Here is a 17,124-nt window from a genome sequence, read left to right as displayed (position 1 = left end):
ATTACCCCTTGACCGCGCCGGCCGTGAGGCCGCGCACGAAATACTTGCCTGCGATCACATAGACCAGCAGGGTCGGCAGCCCGGCGATCATCGCCGCCGCCATATCCACGTTATATTCCTTGGCCCCGGTGCTGGTGTTGACCAAGTTGTTCAGCGCCACCGTAATGGGCTGCGAGTCGCCGCTGGAGAACACCACACCGAACAGGAAGTCATTCCAGATCTGGGTGAACTGCCAGATCAGGCAGACCATGATGATGGGCGTCGACATCGGCAGAATGATCTGACGGAAGATGGTGAAGAATCCTGCACCGTCCAGTCGTGCCGCCTTGATCAACGCATCAGGAATGCTCACGTAGTAATTACGGAAGAACAGTGTAGTAAACGCCAACCCGTAGACCACGTGTACAAACACCAGGCCCGTGGTGGTACTGGCCAGGCCCATCTTGCCAAGGGTGAACGATGCCGGCAGCAGCACGGTCTGGAACGGCAAGAAGCAGCCGAACAACAGCAGGCCGAAGAACAGCTGCGAGCCTTTGAAGCGCCAGAACGACAGCACGTAGCCGTTCAACGCGCCGATGGCGGTGGAGATCAATACCGCCGGAACGGTGATCTTGATCGAGTTCCAGAAGTAACCGTCAACAGTGGCCCAGGCCTTGACCCAGCCAATGCCGGTGACCACGGTCGGCCAGCTCAGCAGGTTGCCGGTGCTGATGTCTTCCGGGGTTTTGAAGCTGGTCAGCAGCATCACCACCAGCGGTACCAGGTACAGCAGCACGGCGAGGATCAGCACCGCGTAGATCGCGATGCGACTCAGGCTGATGGCAGGTTTGGAGGCGAGACTAGTCATTGCGCTTGGTCCTCAGCTCGGAATACAGGTAAGGCACGATGATTGCGAGGATCGCGCCGAGCATCAGGATTGCACTGGCCGAGCCCATGCCCATCTGGCCACGGCTGAAGGTGAACGAGTACATGAACATCGCCGGCAGGTCGGACGAGTAGCCCGGGCCACCAGCCGTCATGGCCGCTACCAGGTCGAAGCTCTTGATCGCGATGTGCGCAAGGATCATCACCGCACTGAAGAACACTGGGCGCAGACTTGGCAGCACCACGCTCCAGTAGATACGCGGCAGGCTGGCGCCATCGATTTGCGCGGCGCGCACAATCGACTGGTCGACACCACGCAGGCCAGCCAGGAACATCGCCATGATGAACCCCGAGGCTTGCCACACGGCGGCAATCACCAGGCAGTACACCACGCGGTCGGGGTCGATCAGCCAGTCGAGACGGAAGCCTTCCCAGCCCCAGTCACGCAGAAGTTTGTCCAGGCCCATGCCCGGGTTGAGCAGCCATTTCCAGGCCGTACCGGTGACGATCATCGAGAGCGCCATCGGGTACAGGTAAATGGTGCGGATAAAGCCTTCGCGGCGAATCTTCTGGTCGAGGAAAATCGCCAGCGTCACGCCGATCACCAAGGTGATGCCGATAAACATGCCGCCGAACACCGCCAGGTTCTTGCTCGCCACCCACCAACGGTCGTTGTCGAACAACCGCGCGTATTGCGCAAGGCCGGCCCATTTGTAGCTGGGCAGGAACGTGGACGTGGTGAACGACAGCACGAATGTCCACAGGATGTAGCCGTAGAAGCCCACCAGCACGATGAACATGCTCGGCGCCAGCACCAGTTTAGGGAGCCAGCGTTGCAGCGCATCGAACGGCGAGGCCTTGCTGAACACAGCAACAGAACTCATGGGAAAATCCAGTACAGGGAAAAAGGACTACAGGAGCAAGCCTTGTGAGGGGTCAGGGGGTTTCCCCTCACAAGGACACGCAGTGCTAACCGTTACTTGGCAGCCTTGATCGCAGCGCCAAGTTTCTTGGCGGTGTCGGCCGGGTCGGCTTTCGGGTCGTTGATGTAGTTGGTCACGACATCAAAGAACGCACCTTGTACCGCCAGGGTAGTGGCCATGTTGTGGGCCATACTTGGCTGCAGGCCACCGGTCTTGGCATCTGCCAGGAAGTCTTTGGCAGCGGTCTGGGCGCAGGAGTCGAAACCGAGCTTGTCCATTTCATTGAGCATGTCGGTACGAACCGGGATCGAGCCTTTGTTGATGCTGAAGACTTTCTGGAAGTTTTCACCCAGTACAACTTTGGCGATGTCCTTCTGACCTTCGTTGGTGCCTTTGTCTTTAACCTTGAACACCGCCAGGGAGTCGATGTTGTAGGTAAAGGCTTTGTCGGTGCCCGGGAAGGCTACGCACTCGTAGTCTTTGCCGGCGACTTTCTTGGCGGCAGTCCACTCGGACTTGGCCCAGTCACCCATGATCTGCATGCCAGCCTTGCCGTTGATGACTTTGCCGGCTTCCAGGTTCCAGTCCTGGCCTTTGCCGTCGACGTCCATATAGGTCGCGACCTTTTTCAGCTCCGTCAGGGCCTTGACCATTTGTGGGCCGGTCAGCGCGTCGTTATTCAGGTCAACCAGGGCTTTCTTGTAGCCATCAGCCCCCATCACCGACAGAACGACGGCTTCGAATACCGTGCTGTCCTGCCAAGGCTGGCCACCGTGGGCAAGCGGGATGAAGCCAGCGGCTTTGAGCTTGTCGCCGGCTGCGTAGAATTCTTCGAGGGTGGTCGGGTTTTTGGTGATACCGGCTTTCTTGAAGACTTCCGGGTTGATCCACAGCCAGTTAACGCGGTGGATGTTGACCGGTACGGCAACGTAGTTACCTTCGTACTTCACGGTATCGGAGACTTTCTTGTCGAGCAGCGAGTCCCACTTTTCTTCTTTGGCGACGTCTTTGAGCACGTCGGTGTCGAGCAAGCCAGTGGACGCCCATTCCTGGATGTCCGGGCCTTTGATCTGGGCAACGCCTGGCGGGTTGCCAGCGACTGCGCGGCTTTTCAGCACAGTCATTGCAGTGGCGCCACCGCCACCGGCTACGGCACCGTCTTTCCAGACGAAGCCATCTTTCTCAACTTGAGCCTTCAGTACGTCCACTGCAGCTTTTTCACCGCCTGAGGTCCACCAATGCACAACTTCAACCGTCCCTTTCGAGTCGGCGGCAAATGCACTGAGGGGAAACAACGAGGCAATGGAAATAGCAACGGCGAGGCGATTAATCGCGTTCATCTGAATACCTTTTCTTGTTGTTATGCATGCAAGTCTAGAGCTTGCGCTGCACGGAGTTTAAACATGGATTTTTAGCGCGCAGGTAACAAAGGGACGCACAAATGTCACCACTTGGTGACATAACGTCCTTGGCCCAATGCGCTGGTCATACTCGGTGACAAGGGCAGTACTGGCAGCACGACCGCTTGCCAGGCATGGTACAGATCCGGCTTGCCACCCCAGATCTTGCTGCTGGGTTGGTTGTGCGGGCTGAGTTCGTGGTGCCAGCTGCCGTTGATACGGTCGATAAAGTGGCTTTCGCAGAACTCCCAAAAGCGCCGATACCAGGTTTCGTAATGCAGCTCGCCGGTGCGCTTGAGCAAGGCCTGGGCCGCCGCGCTGGCTTCGGCGTGGGTCCAGTGCAGGCGCTCGCGCACCACTGGCTGGTGCTTCCAGTCCAGGGTGTAGACGATGCCGGGAGCACCGTCCACGGCCCAGGCGTATTCGCAGGCGCTGGCAAACAGGCCGCGGGCGTCGGTCACCAGCCAGTCCGGCGTGGCCAGCCCGGCTTGCAGGCGTGCGGCTTCCAGGTGAAGCACCAACCGTGCCCATTCGAAACCGTGGCCGGGGGTGATGCCATACGGGCGGAAGCCATCGGCAGGGTTGTCTTCGTTGTAGCCGAGCAAGGGTTGCCAGTGCGTGTCGAAATGCTCGATCACCATGAACTGGTTGCCGGCAGCGTGAGTGTGGATAACGCGCTCGACAATGCGCAGCGCGCGGTCCAGCCAGCGTGTTTCACCGGTGACATCGGCCAGTGCCAGGAAGGCTTCGGTGGCGTGCATGTTGCTGTTGGCGCCGCGATAGGATTCGACGCCACTCCAGTCCTGGGCGAAGGACTCGAGCATCACGCCCTCCTCCTCGCTCCAGAAAAACTGGTCGATGATATGCACGGCGTCGTTGAGCAGGTTTTGCGCACCGGGTGCGCCGGCAACCACGGCAGAACTGGCAGCCAGGGCAACAAAAGCGTGCAGGTAAGCGGCTTTGCCACGGTTGCCATCCAGGGCGTTGGGTGCAGCGAACCAGCCGCCGTGCTCGCTATCGCGCAAGGGGCCACTGAGGGCGGCCACACCATGGGCGACCAGGTCGGCATAGCCCGGCAAGCCCATGGCGTGAGCCATGGCAAAGCTGTGGGTCATGCGCGCCGTGTTCATGGTTTCGGCGTGAGCATCGGCCGGCAGTTGGCCTTTGTCGTCAAGGTTGCCGAAGCCATCCGGCAGGCGTGAGGCTTTGGCGAACGCCAGCAGGCGTTGGCCTTCGCTGGCGAGCCAGGCGTGATGGGCAGGTGCGTTCAGCCAACTGCTGGCAGGCAGTGGTTGCATGGTCATGGGTAGCCCTTTTTAGTTTTTGTGGGATGACCGGAGTCTAAACAAGGGCGAGGGATGGGCAAGTAACGAAGCGGATGGGAAATGTCACAAGACTGTGACATTGATCGTTCCCACGCGCGCGGAAACGATCATCGGTTTACTGGCCCAGCGGGGTGATCCGCGCTGGCGCGTTGAGCTTTTGGTTCAGGTTCTGCACCTGGCTCTGCAAGGTGGTGATGTTGCGTGTGGTCTGGATGCGGAACACGTCGAACTCTTTATTGGTTGGCGCGTCGCTATTGGCGGGCTGGTTTTCCTGCGCGCTTTTAAGCACCACCAGGTCCTGCTCCAGGCGGGCGATGGCCGCGCTCGGGTTGCCTTGCTTTTTAAGGGCCGCCACATCGGCGGACAAATCCTTGACCTCACCCTGCGCCGCCTTGAGCGTGGCCACGGCCTCGGTCAGCGCCTGCACCTGGCCTTGCAGCTTGGCATTCGCGCTCGACAGTTCGGTGGTGCTGGCGCTCATCTGTGCCAGGCGCTGGTCGATTTCGGTCGCCTGCCCGGCCACGCCGACTTGCTGTTTGCCTTGTTCCAGCAATTGGGTTTCCAACTGCTTGATCTGCAACTTGAGGGCTTCGCTGCCGTTGTTCACATTGGCTTCGCTGGCCACCACCTTGCCGGAAATGTCCTGCAGGCGCCCCGCCGCTTCTTCGCTGATGCGTGCAAAACTTTCCTGGGTGGCGACCAACTGCTGGCCCATCAGGGAAATCTGTTGGAAGCTCCACCAGGCAAGGCCGGCGAAGGCGATCAGCAGCGCGCCGACCAAAGCCCATAGTGGGCCGGTGCTGGCGCTCTTGACCTTGACCACCTTGGTTGTGCGCGAACGCACGGAGGTGGCGGGAGTCGGCTCGAAATCATCATCGTCCCCGATGTCAGCCCGCAGGCTGGGAACGTTGTCGAAATCGTCTTTGGCATCGTTACGCATGAATCAACCCTGAATCGGTGAGATGGCGACCGGAAAAGCCGAGCAAGCGGAGTATAAACCCCGTTGGCGCCGCATTGATCGACCCGGAAGCCTGAATTCGGTTCCCATGTGTTGCTGGTTGTGAGCTTATTTCAGCCCCGGATCCTGAGCTTTCCACCAGCTGCAGAACTCATCGAGCGCCGTCCACAGGCTGACCTTGGGCTCGTAGTCGAGATAATGCCTGGCGCGGCTGATGTCCAGGGTGAAATCTTTGTTCATGACCTGCATGCCCAGGCGCGACAGCGACGGCTCCGGGCGCCCCGGCCACATCGCGCAGAATGCCTCGTTCAGCGCCGCCACGCTGTAGGACAAACCGTAAGACCGATACCGCGTGACCTGGGGCATGTCCATCTGGCGCATCACATAATTGACCACATCCCACACCGGCACCGGCGCGCCATTACTGATGTTGTAGGCCTTGCCCAACGCCGAGCCGGTGGCGAGCAAGCTGCTGAGCAGCGCCTCGTTGAGGTTGTGTACGCTGGTGAAATCGACCTTGTTCAAACCGTCGCCGACGATAGCCAGGCGGTTCTTGCGCTGCATTTTAAGCAAGCGCGGGAAGATGCTCATGTCGCCGGCACCGGTCACGAAACGCGGGCGCAGGGCCAGTACTTCGAGGCCGAACTCCTGGGCGCCGAACACCTTCTGTTCCGCCAGGTACTTGGTGGCGGCATATGGATGCTTGAAGCGCTTGGGCACCTGTTCCTCGGTCAGCCCCAGGTGGTCGCGGCCATCAAAGTAGATCGACGGCGACGACAAGTGCACCAGGCGTCCGACGCGCTCCTTGAGGCAGGCTTCGACGACGTTTTCGGTGACCAGCACATTGCCCTGATGGAAGTCCTGGTACTTGCCCCACAGCCCGACGGCGCCGGCGCAATGCACCACGGCTTCGACATCGCGGCACAGCTCGCGCACCAGTTCGGCATCATTGAGATCACCCTGGATAAACTCGGCACCGCGCCTTACCAGGTGCTCCACACCTTCGGCGCGCCGCCCGTTGACCCGCACGTCCAGGCCCTGCTCCAGGGCGAAACGCGCAAAACGCCCGCCGATGAAGCCGCTTGCGCCGGTGACCAGAATTTTCATTTGTTACCCCATGTTCTTTGGTTTTTCATCGCTGTTGCCTTGACGCCCGCCATCACTTCAACGGCACCAACCATTGGCCACAGGCTTGGGCCAAATGATCGGTGAGCAGGCCCAACAATTGTCCACCACTGCGCCAATGATGCCAGTACAGCGGCACGTCGATGGGCTTATCTGGCAACAACTCGACTAATTCGCCGGTTTGCAGCTGGTCGCGCACCTGGAGTTCCGGGACCAGGCCCCAGCCCAGCCCGGCTTCGGTCAGGCGAATAAAACCTTCGGAGGACGGGCACAAATGGTGCTCGAAACCGCCGTCCACGCCCAGCGATGCCAGGTAGCGGTGCTGCAGGAAATCATCCGGGCCAAACACCAGCGCAGGTGTGCGTGCCAACAGATCGGCACGCACGCCCTCGGGAAAATGCCGCGCAATAAATGCAGGGCTTGCCAACGCACGATAGCGCATGGCACCGAGCAACAGGCTGCGCGCCCCGGCCACCGGGCGTTCGCTGGCGCAGATACAGGCCGCCACCTCACCGGCACGCATGCGCTTGAGGCCCACGGTCTGGTCTTCCACCACCAGGTCGAGCAACAAATGCTGCTCGGCGCAAAAGTCACTGACGGCCTCGGCCCACCAGGTGGCGAGGCTGTCGGCATTCAAGGCGATGCGCAGACGCTCGGGCATGCCCTCCTCGTCCAGTGCAGGCACCTGGCTTTGCAGGTCGCGCTCAAGCAAGCGCACCTGCTGCACATGGTTGAGCAAGCGCCGGCCGATATCGGTGGGCGTGGGCGGCGTGGCCCGCACCAGCACCGGTTGGCCAATACGCGCCTCCAGTAACTTGATGCGCTGGGAAATCGCCGACTGCGACAACCCCAGCACCTGGGCGCCACGTTCGAAGCCGGCCTGTTCCACCACCGCCGCCAGGGCGGAAAGCAATTTATAGTCGAACATCAGTTTCTCTAATGAGCGATCAGCAATATTGGTTTTTCTTATACAGCGCCAGGTACGAGAATGACCAGCATCGCTCCTCTTTATTTAAGGAATTCACACATGGCTGGCGAAACCGCCCTGGCAACCCTGCTGCGCAGCATGAGCCCTCATCTGAATAAGGGCGACTACGTGTTCTGCACCCTGCCCGACCAACGCATCCCAGCAGGTTGCGAGGTCATCGGCAGCTTTCGCGAGCAGGAGGGTTTGACCCTGATTGTGGAGCGTCAACAGGCGGAACAAGCCGGGCTGGCCTTCGAGTATGTGGCCGCGTGGATCACCCTGAATGTGCATTCGGCCCTTGAAGCCGTGGGCCTGACGGCGGCGTTCGCCAGTGCGCTGGGCAGCGCCGGTATCAGTTGCAACGTTATCGCCGGGTTTTATCACGACCACCTGTTCGTCGGCCGCGCCGATGCCGAGCGGGCCATGGATGTATTGCGCCAACTGGCAACAAACGCGGAGTAATGGCTATGTGGCAAAGTTATGTAAACGGGCTGCTGGTGGCTCTTGGCCTGATCATGGCGATTGGCACCCAGAACGCGTTTGTATTGGCACAAAGCCTGCGCCGTGAGCATCACTTGCCGGTAGCGGCGCTGTGCATCGTATGTGATGCAATTCTGGTGGCGCTCGGGGTCTTCGGCCTGGCCACTGTGCTGGCGCAAAACCCTCTGCTGCTGGCCATTGCCCGCTGGGGCGGCGCGGCGTTCCTGTTGTGGTACGGCACCCTGGCGTTGCGTCGTGCGTGTTCCCGGCAAAGCCTGGAACAAGGTGCCAACCTCAAGGTGCGTTCATTACGCGCAGTGTTGCTCAGTGCCTTGGCGGTAACGCTGCTCAATCCCCATGTGTACCTGGACACCGTGCTGCTGATCGGCTCACTGGGCGCGCAACAAACCGAGCCCGGAGCGTATGTCGCCGGTGCTGCCAGCGCTTCGTTCCTGTGGTTCGCCACCCTGGCACTCGGCGCAGCGTGGCTGGCGCCTTGGTTGGCACGCCCGGCGACCTGGCGTCTGCTCGACCTTCTGGTGGCGGTGATGATGTTCAGCGTGGCCTACCAATTGATCAGTGCCGGGTGAATATTCCAAAACGCTCTGGAACCTCTATCCCACACAGTTGTTGCGTGGTTTTGCCGCACCCCCGGTGCTATGATCCGGACCCTGCGCCGCAAAGAGTACAAACTCCCCGGCGCTTGTTTGGCCGCCCGTGATCGGCCTTGCGCTCACCGCAACTGACCTGATTAGGAGAATCATCATGGCTTTCGAATTGCCGCCGCTGCCCTACGCACACGATGCCCTGCAGCCGCACATTTCCAAGGAAACCTTGGAGTACCACCACGACAAGCACCACAACACCTACGTCGTGAACCTGAACAACCTGGTGCCTGGCACCGAGTTCGAAGGCAAGACCCTGGAAGAAATCGTCAAGTCTTCTTCGGGCGGCATCTTCAACAACGCCGCTCAGGTCTGGAACCACACTTTCTACTGGAACTGCCTGGCGCCAAACGCCGGCGGCCAACCGACCGGCGCGCTGGCTGAAGCCATCAACGCAGCCTTCGGTTCGTTCGACAAGTTCAAGGAAGAGTTCACCAAGACCTCCGTCGGCACCTTCGGTTCCGGTTGGGGCTGGCTGGTGAAAAAAGCTGACGGTTCCCTGGCCCTGGCCAGCACCATCGGCGCCGGCAACCCGCTGACCAGCGGCGACACCCCGCTGCTGACCTGCGACGTGTGGGAACACGCTTACTACATCGACTACCGCAACGTGCGTCCAAAGTATGTGGAAGCGTTCTGGAACCTGGTCAACTGGAAGTTCGTGGCTGAGCAGTTTGAAGGCAAGGCCTTTACTGCTTAAGCACGGCTTGCCGTACAGCGGGTCACTTAGGTGAACCGCAAAAAACCGGCCTCCCATTCGGAGGGCCGGTTTTTTTATGCCCGTTTTAAAGCCTGCACCTTCACGCCTGAAAACACTATCAACCATAGCTAAAATTTATAAAAAACTGTCAGAACTCACAGGTTCTGCGCAGCGAAATTTTGCGTACGCTCAGATCTCCCTATCCGTCCTGAAGGCTCAGGACTGGCCAAGTAATAAGGAGATTAACCATGGCACACAACCCAATGGGCAAAGACCCGGCCGACTACGAAAGCAAACCGATTTTTAATGCGACCACCCAGAAATACAACATGGTCAACACCCGCACCGGGCTATTCGAAGCCTATGTAAAAATGCCCCTCCTGATCGGCAATTGCGGCAGTGGCCCCGAGTTTGAAACAGACTTGTTTTATAGCCCCACAACCAACAACCTTAACGCATTGGGCGATGGCTGGGAGTTCTGTTTTACGATCTTCAGTGAAGAATATGAAGTACTGACACTCAGCACTGGGGAAACGCTCAAGCTGGAAAAAGGTAAAAATCTGAAACAGCCCGCGGTGATTGTGGAATGGAACAGCGATGACACCTTAACCGTCTACCGCAAGGGCGGCAGAACAGAAGTTCTTTCCAAATTGGGAGACACGCTATTTTATGTTCCCAAGTCGCTGACCACCGATGGTTATAACTATTTAAACCTGAGCTGGAGCGTCACCCCCCATGTCATAGACGGCACGACATACCATCAGATCAAGTTACAGCGCGTCACGGATAAATATCGCACGCTGCTGGACATCGACTATACGCTCGCCGACGATAACGCCGAGACGGCAATCACACCGGTGACCTTAACCTATTGGCCAGACGATCCGACTGAAACGCTGCGTTATAAACTGGACATTGAGAACTACGCACTTAAATCAATAACGCTTGCCGACGATATAAAGTCCACGTTTGAATACCTGGATCACAAGAGCGCCGGCTGGCTGATGATCAAGTACACGGGTTGGGAGGGTCTGAAAGAAGAGCTTGAGTATAATGACAATGGATTGAATTTCCCAGACGACCCGAAATTGTCGGCGCTGCCCTGCGTTAGCGAGCATACCTTGATACCCAATGGCGGCGGCCAGACGGTGGTGAACAGGTATGAATACGACCGTTCCTCCAACCTTAAAACCTACATAACAACCAAATCCCATCGAGAAGGAAGAACTGAGTACACGTACGATTACATAACCAACGAAATCCTATCGGAAGCGGCAATCAAAACGGTCGCCGGCGTAACAAGAAGCACCACAACAGAATATACAATCTCCGCAACCCCAAACACAATAAAAAACCAACGTACCACGACTTACCGTCAAAACGCCAGCCGTCGAGAATCTAAAATCGTCACCCATTTCAATAAAGACGCAGCGCTAACGGAGAACATTGAAAACGACAAACGCACATCCTATACATACGCCGATGGCCCAAGGTTCGGCTCAGACCGCCCCGTCAGTGAAACAGTGGAAAACGTAAAATCTTTAACATTTTTCAGCCATAAAAAAATATACGAATACATCTCTATAACTGGCATGAGCGAGCCAAAGCTCGAAGCTATAGATGAAATCATCAATAACAGCCTGATTCCAAAGCCCACCGTATTTTCTCAATCCTTTGTCTATTTTACGCAAGATGACTTTCGTAAAGGAAAGCCACAATCTATCATTCGTGAAGGCCGCTCGCTTCGAGACTTTCAACGCTCTTTCGAGTACACACTTGGAGGAGAAAACAACACAGAACTGACCACCCAAATTACCGACACAGTTGATACCTCGTCCACGCGTACTTCTTCATTCACTCAGAGCGTCCTTAGCAGGCACCTCATTCGTCAAGTAGACGAAGACGGTAATCGCTGCGAATACACCTATGACAGCTCTGGCAGGCTGGCAAGCCAGACCTTATGTGCGCAAAGTCCGACCTATAAGCAAACCACAACCTATGACTACCCAGCCCCCGGGCAAGTGAAAACCACCGAGGCGAATGGGCAAGTTCGTTTGAGCGAATACGATGGGCAGGATCGGTTGGTAAGAGAGTACGAGTACGTTACAGCGGACACTCGACGCTTGCTCAAGGAAGTCAGCTACGATGCGATAGGGCGTGAGCTGCGCAGCACTCAGTACGATTACCAGGCAAGTTTCCAGGGGAGCGACCCGCGATTCAGTAAATGGAGCGAGGTAACCTACGACAATTGGGGAGAGGCAACCGGGCGAATCTATAGCGATGGCAGCGAGTATTTCAACCGGTATAATCCCATCACAAAGATTCGAACTGAATGGTCCGGAAAAATAACTGACAAACATCAAAAGGTCACCACTTACGACTTGCGGGACGACACAATCAAAAAAGTTGAGTGGAAGGATCAGAGTGGTAAGACGTTTCAAACCCAAACAGCCACCTACACGACGGCACAGCACCTCCAAAAGCTTATAACCAATGGCGAGTACGGCGTTACCACCATCACCTATACCTACGACATCCTGGGGCGCGTGCTGACGGAGGCTTATGTCGAAGACGACACAGGATTGCTGCCTCTATTAAACCTCGCCTACACCTACTACTACACTTATGACCCGCTTTCACAGAGCAATGAACCGACAACCGTGGAAATCAGTTTCGGCACCCACAAATACATATTGGGTGAGCGAGAGTTCGATGAATGGGATCGGGTCGTCACTTTTAACCGAGGCAATGCAACCGAATTCTATACATACGATGGCAGCAGCCTGGTGCCCGCTACGAAAAGAACCGCCGACGGTATCGACCTCAAATACGAGTACATAAAGGAGTTGGGAAACAAAGTCAGTAAAGTCAGCACTGCGGACCTCAGCCAGCAAAAAATCTTCACCTATGCTCACGCCGCACAACGCCAATCAACCGTCAAAGAGGGAGAGCGTTTCCTTGAGTACGGCCATGACCTCAACTCACGCGTAACCCAACAACGCGTACAGACTCAACCTGGCGAATCCAAAGAAGTGTCCTCCCGCTACTCCCCTGCGGGGCGCTTGTTGAGTTACACCGATGTATTCGGGGTAACAACAGCGTGTAGATACAACAATGTCGGGCAACGTATACGTAGCGAGAACGACTTCTTCACTCGCTACGCTTACAACGAGCAGGGGCAACTGGCAGAAGAAGTGATAGAGACCAAAAGCGGAGCAACGGAAACAGTCAACATAAGGTACACATATGACGCTCAGCAGCGTGAGGTCAGCCGTCGCTTCGTGCCCACCCAAAACACACCCCTCGCCCTGGAAATAGCCACCACCTACTTTGCCGATGGCAAATTCAAACAGGTCCAGTTGAAAAGAGGGAGCAACGTGCTGGGCTCACGCAGCTTCACCTACAGTGCTGGTGGACGGCTCAAGTCGTGTACGACCACTGGGGTTTGGAGACCGCTGAATCCGCAGGGCAAACGCATCGATAAGCAAGAGTTCACCTACAATGGGCTGGGCAATGTCACCCAATGCATCAGCACCTTCGCCGGCGGGCGCAATAGCGCGACCTATACCTACGATGGCGCGAGGGGCGTTCGCCTGGAAAAGATTGAAAACACCCATGCGGACTACACAAAATCCGCGTCGTTGACGTATGACGCTGCGGACAGGCTTGCTCAAGACCAAACCGGTAAAAAATACCGCTATGACACGTTCGGACGGCTGATACAAGCCGGGAGCGCCCGGTACAGTTACGACCCCTCCGATCGCCTGATGACTCATAACCAGGGCCCGGACCAACGTCAATTTATCTATAACGACCTGCAGGTCAATGGCGAATATGCGTTGGGGGATAACGACGACTGCCGGCATCTGAAGCCTGGCAGTGCTGCCTGCGTTGCGCAATTAACTCGAGTTTCTGGAGTTGAAAGAACCCTGTACGAGTGGTGCGACCTCAACGGTACGGTCTGGGTGACCTATGACGCGACAGCCCATACCACCAAATTTCACGCCTATAGCCCCTATGGTGAACACTTCTTTGAAGATACTCACTCCTTACTGGGTGCTAACCGCGAACTCATTGAAAGCACGAACGGCCAATACCCCTTGGGCTGCGGTTATCGTTTTCTCATTTCCGCCAACTACCAATTCAATACCTGGGATACAAGCAGCCCCTTTGGCGAGGGCGGCCCGAACGCTCGTGGTTACTGTGCCGATGCCGACCCCATCAACTTTCACGATCCCAGTGGCCACGACCCGGTGCAAGATGGCTTAAGGAGAATTTGGGGAGACAACCTCCCTGGATCTCTAGGCATGGGCAAAGCGGGGGAATTAATTAAAACTGTAATTTTTACCGGCCTAGGCATACTCACGGCGGTCATGACCGGAGGAGCGACGTTACTGATGGCGGCAGCCATGGTCACATTGGCGACTGTTGCATCCGCCCTGGCCATCGTGTCCGTGGTTATTGCCGACAGCAACCCAGAGTTGTCTCAAGGATTGGCCTGGGCCTCCCTGGTCTTTGGCGTGTTCGGCGGAGTTGCGACACTAGCGAAGAAGGTATTGCAGAGAGCAGCGCTGTTTGCGCGCTGCCTGGGGAACACGGCACGTGCCGTCGGCAAGACGATCTTTAAACGCGCAACGGTTCTTTCACCTATGCAAAAAGCAAGGTTGCTTATAGGAGACTTGCCGAAAAACATGAGCCCTGTGCGTTCCCTGCGTCTGATAGAACCATTCCCAGTCAACAGCCTTCTGCCACCAGAGACCTTAATGTTTGATCCGATTGGCGACCTCAACACCATAATGTTCGCTGTCACAGGCGTCTTGGGGAATACCGGTGTTTTGGACGAGTTGGAGGAGTATAAAACCGCGAATATGCTCATTGGAAACGGAACCTATTTACCGAATGGTAATTGGCTGAAGTTACTGACCATGGCCAGGTAGACGTTCTTCAGCAGCGGCACACCTCTGAGCCTGAAACACGAGTTCAGGCCATTCAAACTACCTTAGCCCGGCCATTGCCGGGCTTTTTTGTAGCCGATGAAAAATGAAAGTAATGCAGGAAATGTGGAACTCACCGAGAGGAACAGGCCACCCAGCAAGCGAGAGAAATAACTCTCTCATTTCATCCTGTAGGAGAGTCTGCAATGGATCCGTTATCGATAGGTATGTCAGCCGTGTCTTCAGTGTTGCCACTCGCAGGCAAAGGCATGGACCTGGTGGGCAAGGGCATGGACTTGCTGGGCAAGCTGGCCAATTCAGCCAGTCAGGCCGCCGGCATGGCGCAAGGCAAAATCGGCGGTGATGCTCACCAGAAAAACGATCATCAGATCACGTTCAATAACGTAAACCAAAATTCAATCAAAATTTCTTAAGCCCGCAACACTCGATGTCGGGATACCGAAGGCGTTCCCTTCCTTTCCTGCGCAGTACCCGAGGGCGATGGATATCATCGCTCTCTTCTTCCCAGGCACTCCCTCCACAGCCTCCATACGCCTTAGCCGCAATGTCCCTTTGACTGCCATCACGAGATTGCCAATACTCATGGCATATTGAGGCCGCCCGCATGGAACAAGGAATGACCCTTTGAAGCTGGAACTCAAAAACAGCTTGTCGGTGAAGTTGCTACGGGTTGTGCTGCTCTCGGCATTGATCGTGGGCGTGGCGCTGAGCGTGGCGCAGATCGTGTTTGATGCCTATAAGACGCGTCAGGCCGTGGCCGGTGACGCGCAGCGAATCCTCGACATGTTTCGCGACCCCTCGACCCAGGCGGTCTACAGCCTGGACCGCGAGATGGGCATGCAGGTGATCGAAGGCCTGTTTCAGGACGACGCTGTGCGCATGGCCTCCATCGGCCACCCCAACGAAACCATGCTGGCGGAAAAAAGCCGTGCCTTGCAGCAGTCTTCAACCCGCTGGTTGACCGACCTGATTCTTGGCCAGGAACGCACCTTCACGACTGCGCTGGTCGGCAAAGGCCCCTACAGCGAGTATTACGGCGACCTGAGCATTACCCTCGACACCGCCACCTACGGCAAAGGTTTTATTGTCAGCTCGGTGATCATCTTTATTTCCGGCGTACTGCGCGCCCTGGCCATGGGCCTGGTGCTGTACCTGGTGTATCACTGGCTGCTGACCAAGCCATTGTCGCGGATCATCGAGCACTTGACCTCGATCAACCCCGACCGCCCCAGCGAACACAAGATCCCCCAGCTCAAAGGCCATGAACGCAACGAACTGGGGTTGTGGATCAACACTGCCAACCAGTTGCTCGAGTCCATCGAACGCAATACGCATTTGCGCCATGAGGCGGAATCGAGCCTCTTGCGCATGGCCCAGTACGACTTTCTTACCGGCCTGCCGAACCGTCAAAAGCTGCAGGAACAACTGGACAAGATCCTCACCGACGCCGGCCGTCGGCAGCGCCGGGTGGCGGTGCTGTGCGTAGGGCTGGACGACTTCAAAAGCGTCAACGAACAGTTCACCTATCAGGCCGGTGACAAATTGCTGCTGGCCCTGGCCGACCGCCTGCGTGCCCACAGTGGCCGCCTTGGCGCGCTCGCCCGTTTGGGCGGCGACCAGTTTGCGCTGGTGCAGGCCGATATCGACCAGCCTTACGAGGCCGCCGAGCTGGCGCAAAGCATCCTCGATGACCTGGAAGCCGAATTCGCCCTCGACCAGGACCAGATCCGCCTGCGTGCCACCATCGGCATCACCCTGTTCCCGGAAGACGGCGACAGCACCGAGAAGCTGCTGCAAAAAGCCGAACAGACCATGACCCTGGCCAAGAGCCGCTCGCGCAACCGCTATCAGTTCTACATCGCCAGCGTCGACAGCGAAATGCGCCGCCGCCGCGAACTCGAAAAAGACCTGCGCGATGCCCTGAGCCGCGACCAGTTCCACTTGGTCTACCAGCCGCAGATCAGCTACCGCGACCACCGCGTGGTGGGCGTTGAGGCGCTGATTCGCTGGCAGCACCCGGAACACGGGCTGGTGCCACCGGACCTGTTCATCCCGCTGGCGGAACAGAACGGCACCATTATCCCGATTGGCGAATGGGTGCTGGACCAGGCTTGCCGGCAGTTGCGCGAATGGCATGACCTGGGCTTCACCGAACTGCGCATGGCGGTCAACCTGTCCACCGTGCAGTTGCACCACACCGAGTTGCCACGGGTAGTCAACAACCTGATGCAGATCTACCGCCTGCCGCCGCGCAGCCTGGAACTGGAAGTGACCGAGACCGGCCTGATGGAAGACATCAGCACCGCCGCCCAGCACTTGCTGAGCCTGCGCCGTTCCGGTGCATTGATCGCGATTGATGACTTCGGTACCGGCTATTCATCCCTGAGCTACCTCAAGAGCCTGCCGCTGGACAAGATCAAGATCGACAAGAGCTTCGTCCAGGACCTGCTGGATGACGACGATGACGCAACCATCGTGCGCGCCATCATCCAACTGGGCAAAAGCCTGGGCATGCAGGTGATTGCCGAAGGTGTGGAAACCGCCGAGCAGGAGGCCTATATCATTTCCGAAGGCTGCCATGAGGGCCAGGGCTACCACTACAGCAAACCGCTGCAGGCCCGTGAGCTGGCGGCGTATTTGAAACAAGCCGAGCGCAACAACGCGGCGATTCTCTGAACCAGCAAATCGATACCAAATATTTCCCTCGCATAAGCCTTTACACAAAATGCAAATCTTTCGCATTATGTCGCAGTTTTTGCGCTCCC

Annotated in this window: 13 protein-coding genes; 6 read left to right on the top strand and 7 right to left on the bottom strand. The window is 57.3% G+C overall.

The window, feature by feature from the left end; all coding sequences use genetic code 11:
* Position 1 precedes the first annotated feature (1 nt).
* The 7 genes from FFI16_RS03140 to FFI16_RS03110 form a co-directional block, all read right to left on the bottom strand.
* Positions 2–847, bottom strand: a complete 846-nt coding sequence (locus FFI16_RS03140; protein ID WP_058421424.1) for a carbohydrate ABC transporter permease — start codon at positions 845–847, stop codon at positions 2–4.
* Positions 840–1,748 carry a carbohydrate ABC transporter permease gene (locus FFI16_RS03135; protein WP_138814103.1) on the bottom strand — a complete coding sequence of 303 codons (909 nt, stop codon included), beginning with the start codon at positions 1,746–1,748 and terminating at the stop codon, positions 840–842. Before FFI16_RS03135 ends, FFI16_RS03140 begins: the two co-directional genes overlap by 8 nt.
* Positions 1,749–1,840: 92 nt before the next feature.
* Positions 1,841–3,127 (bottom strand): ABC transporter substrate-binding protein, encoded by a 1,287-nt coding sequence (locus FFI16_RS03130; protein ID WP_138814102.1) that lies wholly within the window; start codon positions 3,125–3,127, stop codon positions 1,841–1,843.
* A 104-nt stretch (positions 3,128–3,231) separates the two neighbouring features.
* Positions 3,232–4,491, bottom strand: a complete 1,260-nt coding sequence (locus FFI16_RS03125) for an AGE family epimerase/isomerase (protein ID WP_138814101.1) — start codon at positions 4,489–4,491, stop codon at positions 3,232–3,234.
* A 136-nt stretch (positions 4,492–4,627) separates the two neighbouring features.
* Positions 4,628–5,452, bottom strand: coding sequence for an ATPase (locus tag FFI16_RS03120; RefSeq protein ID WP_138814100.1), 825 nt, complete (start codon positions 5,450–5,452; stop codon positions 4,628–4,630).
* 126 nt (positions 5,453–5,578) lie between these two features.
* Positions 5,579–6,577 carry an NAD(P)-dependent oxidoreductase gene (locus FFI16_RS03115; protein ID WP_138814099.1) on the bottom strand — a complete coding sequence of 333 codons (999 nt, stop codon included), beginning with the start codon at positions 6,575–6,577 and terminating at the stop codon, positions 5,579–5,581.
* A gap of 52 nt (positions 6,578–6,629) precedes the next feature.
* Positions 6,630–7,523 carry a LysR family transcriptional regulator ArgP gene (locus tag FFI16_RS03110; RefSeq protein WP_138814098.1) on the bottom strand — a complete coding sequence of 298 codons (894 nt, stop codon included), beginning with the start codon at positions 7,521–7,523 and terminating at the stop codon, positions 6,630–6,632.
* A gap of 99 nt (positions 7,524–7,622) precedes the next feature.
* On the opposite strand from FFI16_RS03110, the gene FFI16_RS03105 reads away from it, so the two are divergent.
* The 6 genes from FFI16_RS03105 (at position 7,623) to FFI16_RS03080 (ending at position 17,035) form a co-directional block, all read left to right on the top strand.
* Positions 7,623–8,024 carry an ACT domain-containing protein gene (locus FFI16_RS03105; RefSeq protein ID WP_138814097.1) on the top strand — a complete coding sequence of 134 codons (402 nt, stop codon included), beginning with the start codon at positions 7,623–7,625 and terminating at the stop codon, positions 8,022–8,024.
* A 5-nt stretch (positions 8,025–8,029) separates the two neighbouring features.
* Positions 8,030–8,632, top strand: coding sequence for a LysE/ArgO family amino acid transporter (locus tag FFI16_RS03100; protein WP_056858652.1), 603 nt, complete (start codon positions 8,030–8,032; stop codon positions 8,630–8,632).
* A gap of 175 nt (positions 8,633–8,807) precedes the next feature.
* On the top strand, positions 8,808–9,404 hold the full coding sequence (locus tag FFI16_RS03095; protein ID WP_043049045.1) for a superoxide dismutase: 597 nt from the start codon (positions 8,808–8,810) through the stop codon (positions 9,402–9,404).
* Between the two features lie 248 nt (positions 9,405–9,652).
* Positions 9,653–14,341, top strand: a complete 4,689-nt coding sequence (locus FFI16_RS03090; protein WP_138814096.1) for an RHS repeat protein — start codon at positions 9,653–9,655, stop codon at positions 14,339–14,341.
* Between the two features lie 203 nt (positions 14,342–14,544).
* On the top strand, positions 14,545–14,772 hold the full coding sequence (locus FFI16_RS03085; RefSeq protein WP_138814095.1) for a hypothetical protein: 228 nt from the start codon (positions 14,545–14,547) through the stop codon (positions 14,770–14,772).
* A gap of 211 nt (positions 14,773–14,983) precedes the next feature.
* Entirely contained in the window at positions 14,984–17,035 is a 2,052-nt protein-coding gene (locus FFI16_RS03080) for a bifunctional diguanylate cyclase/phosphodiesterase (protein ID WP_138814094.1), read from the top strand.
* Positions 17,036–17,124: the final 89 nt, after the last annotated feature.

It is taken from the genome of Pseudomonas sp. KBS0710, assembly GCF_005938045.2.
GTDB lineage: Bacteria > Pseudomonadota > Gammaproteobacteria > Pseudomonadales > Pseudomonadaceae > Aquipseudomonas.
Note: the sequence above shows the minus strand (reverse complement) of the source record. Positions and strands in the feature narration are given on the sequence as shown.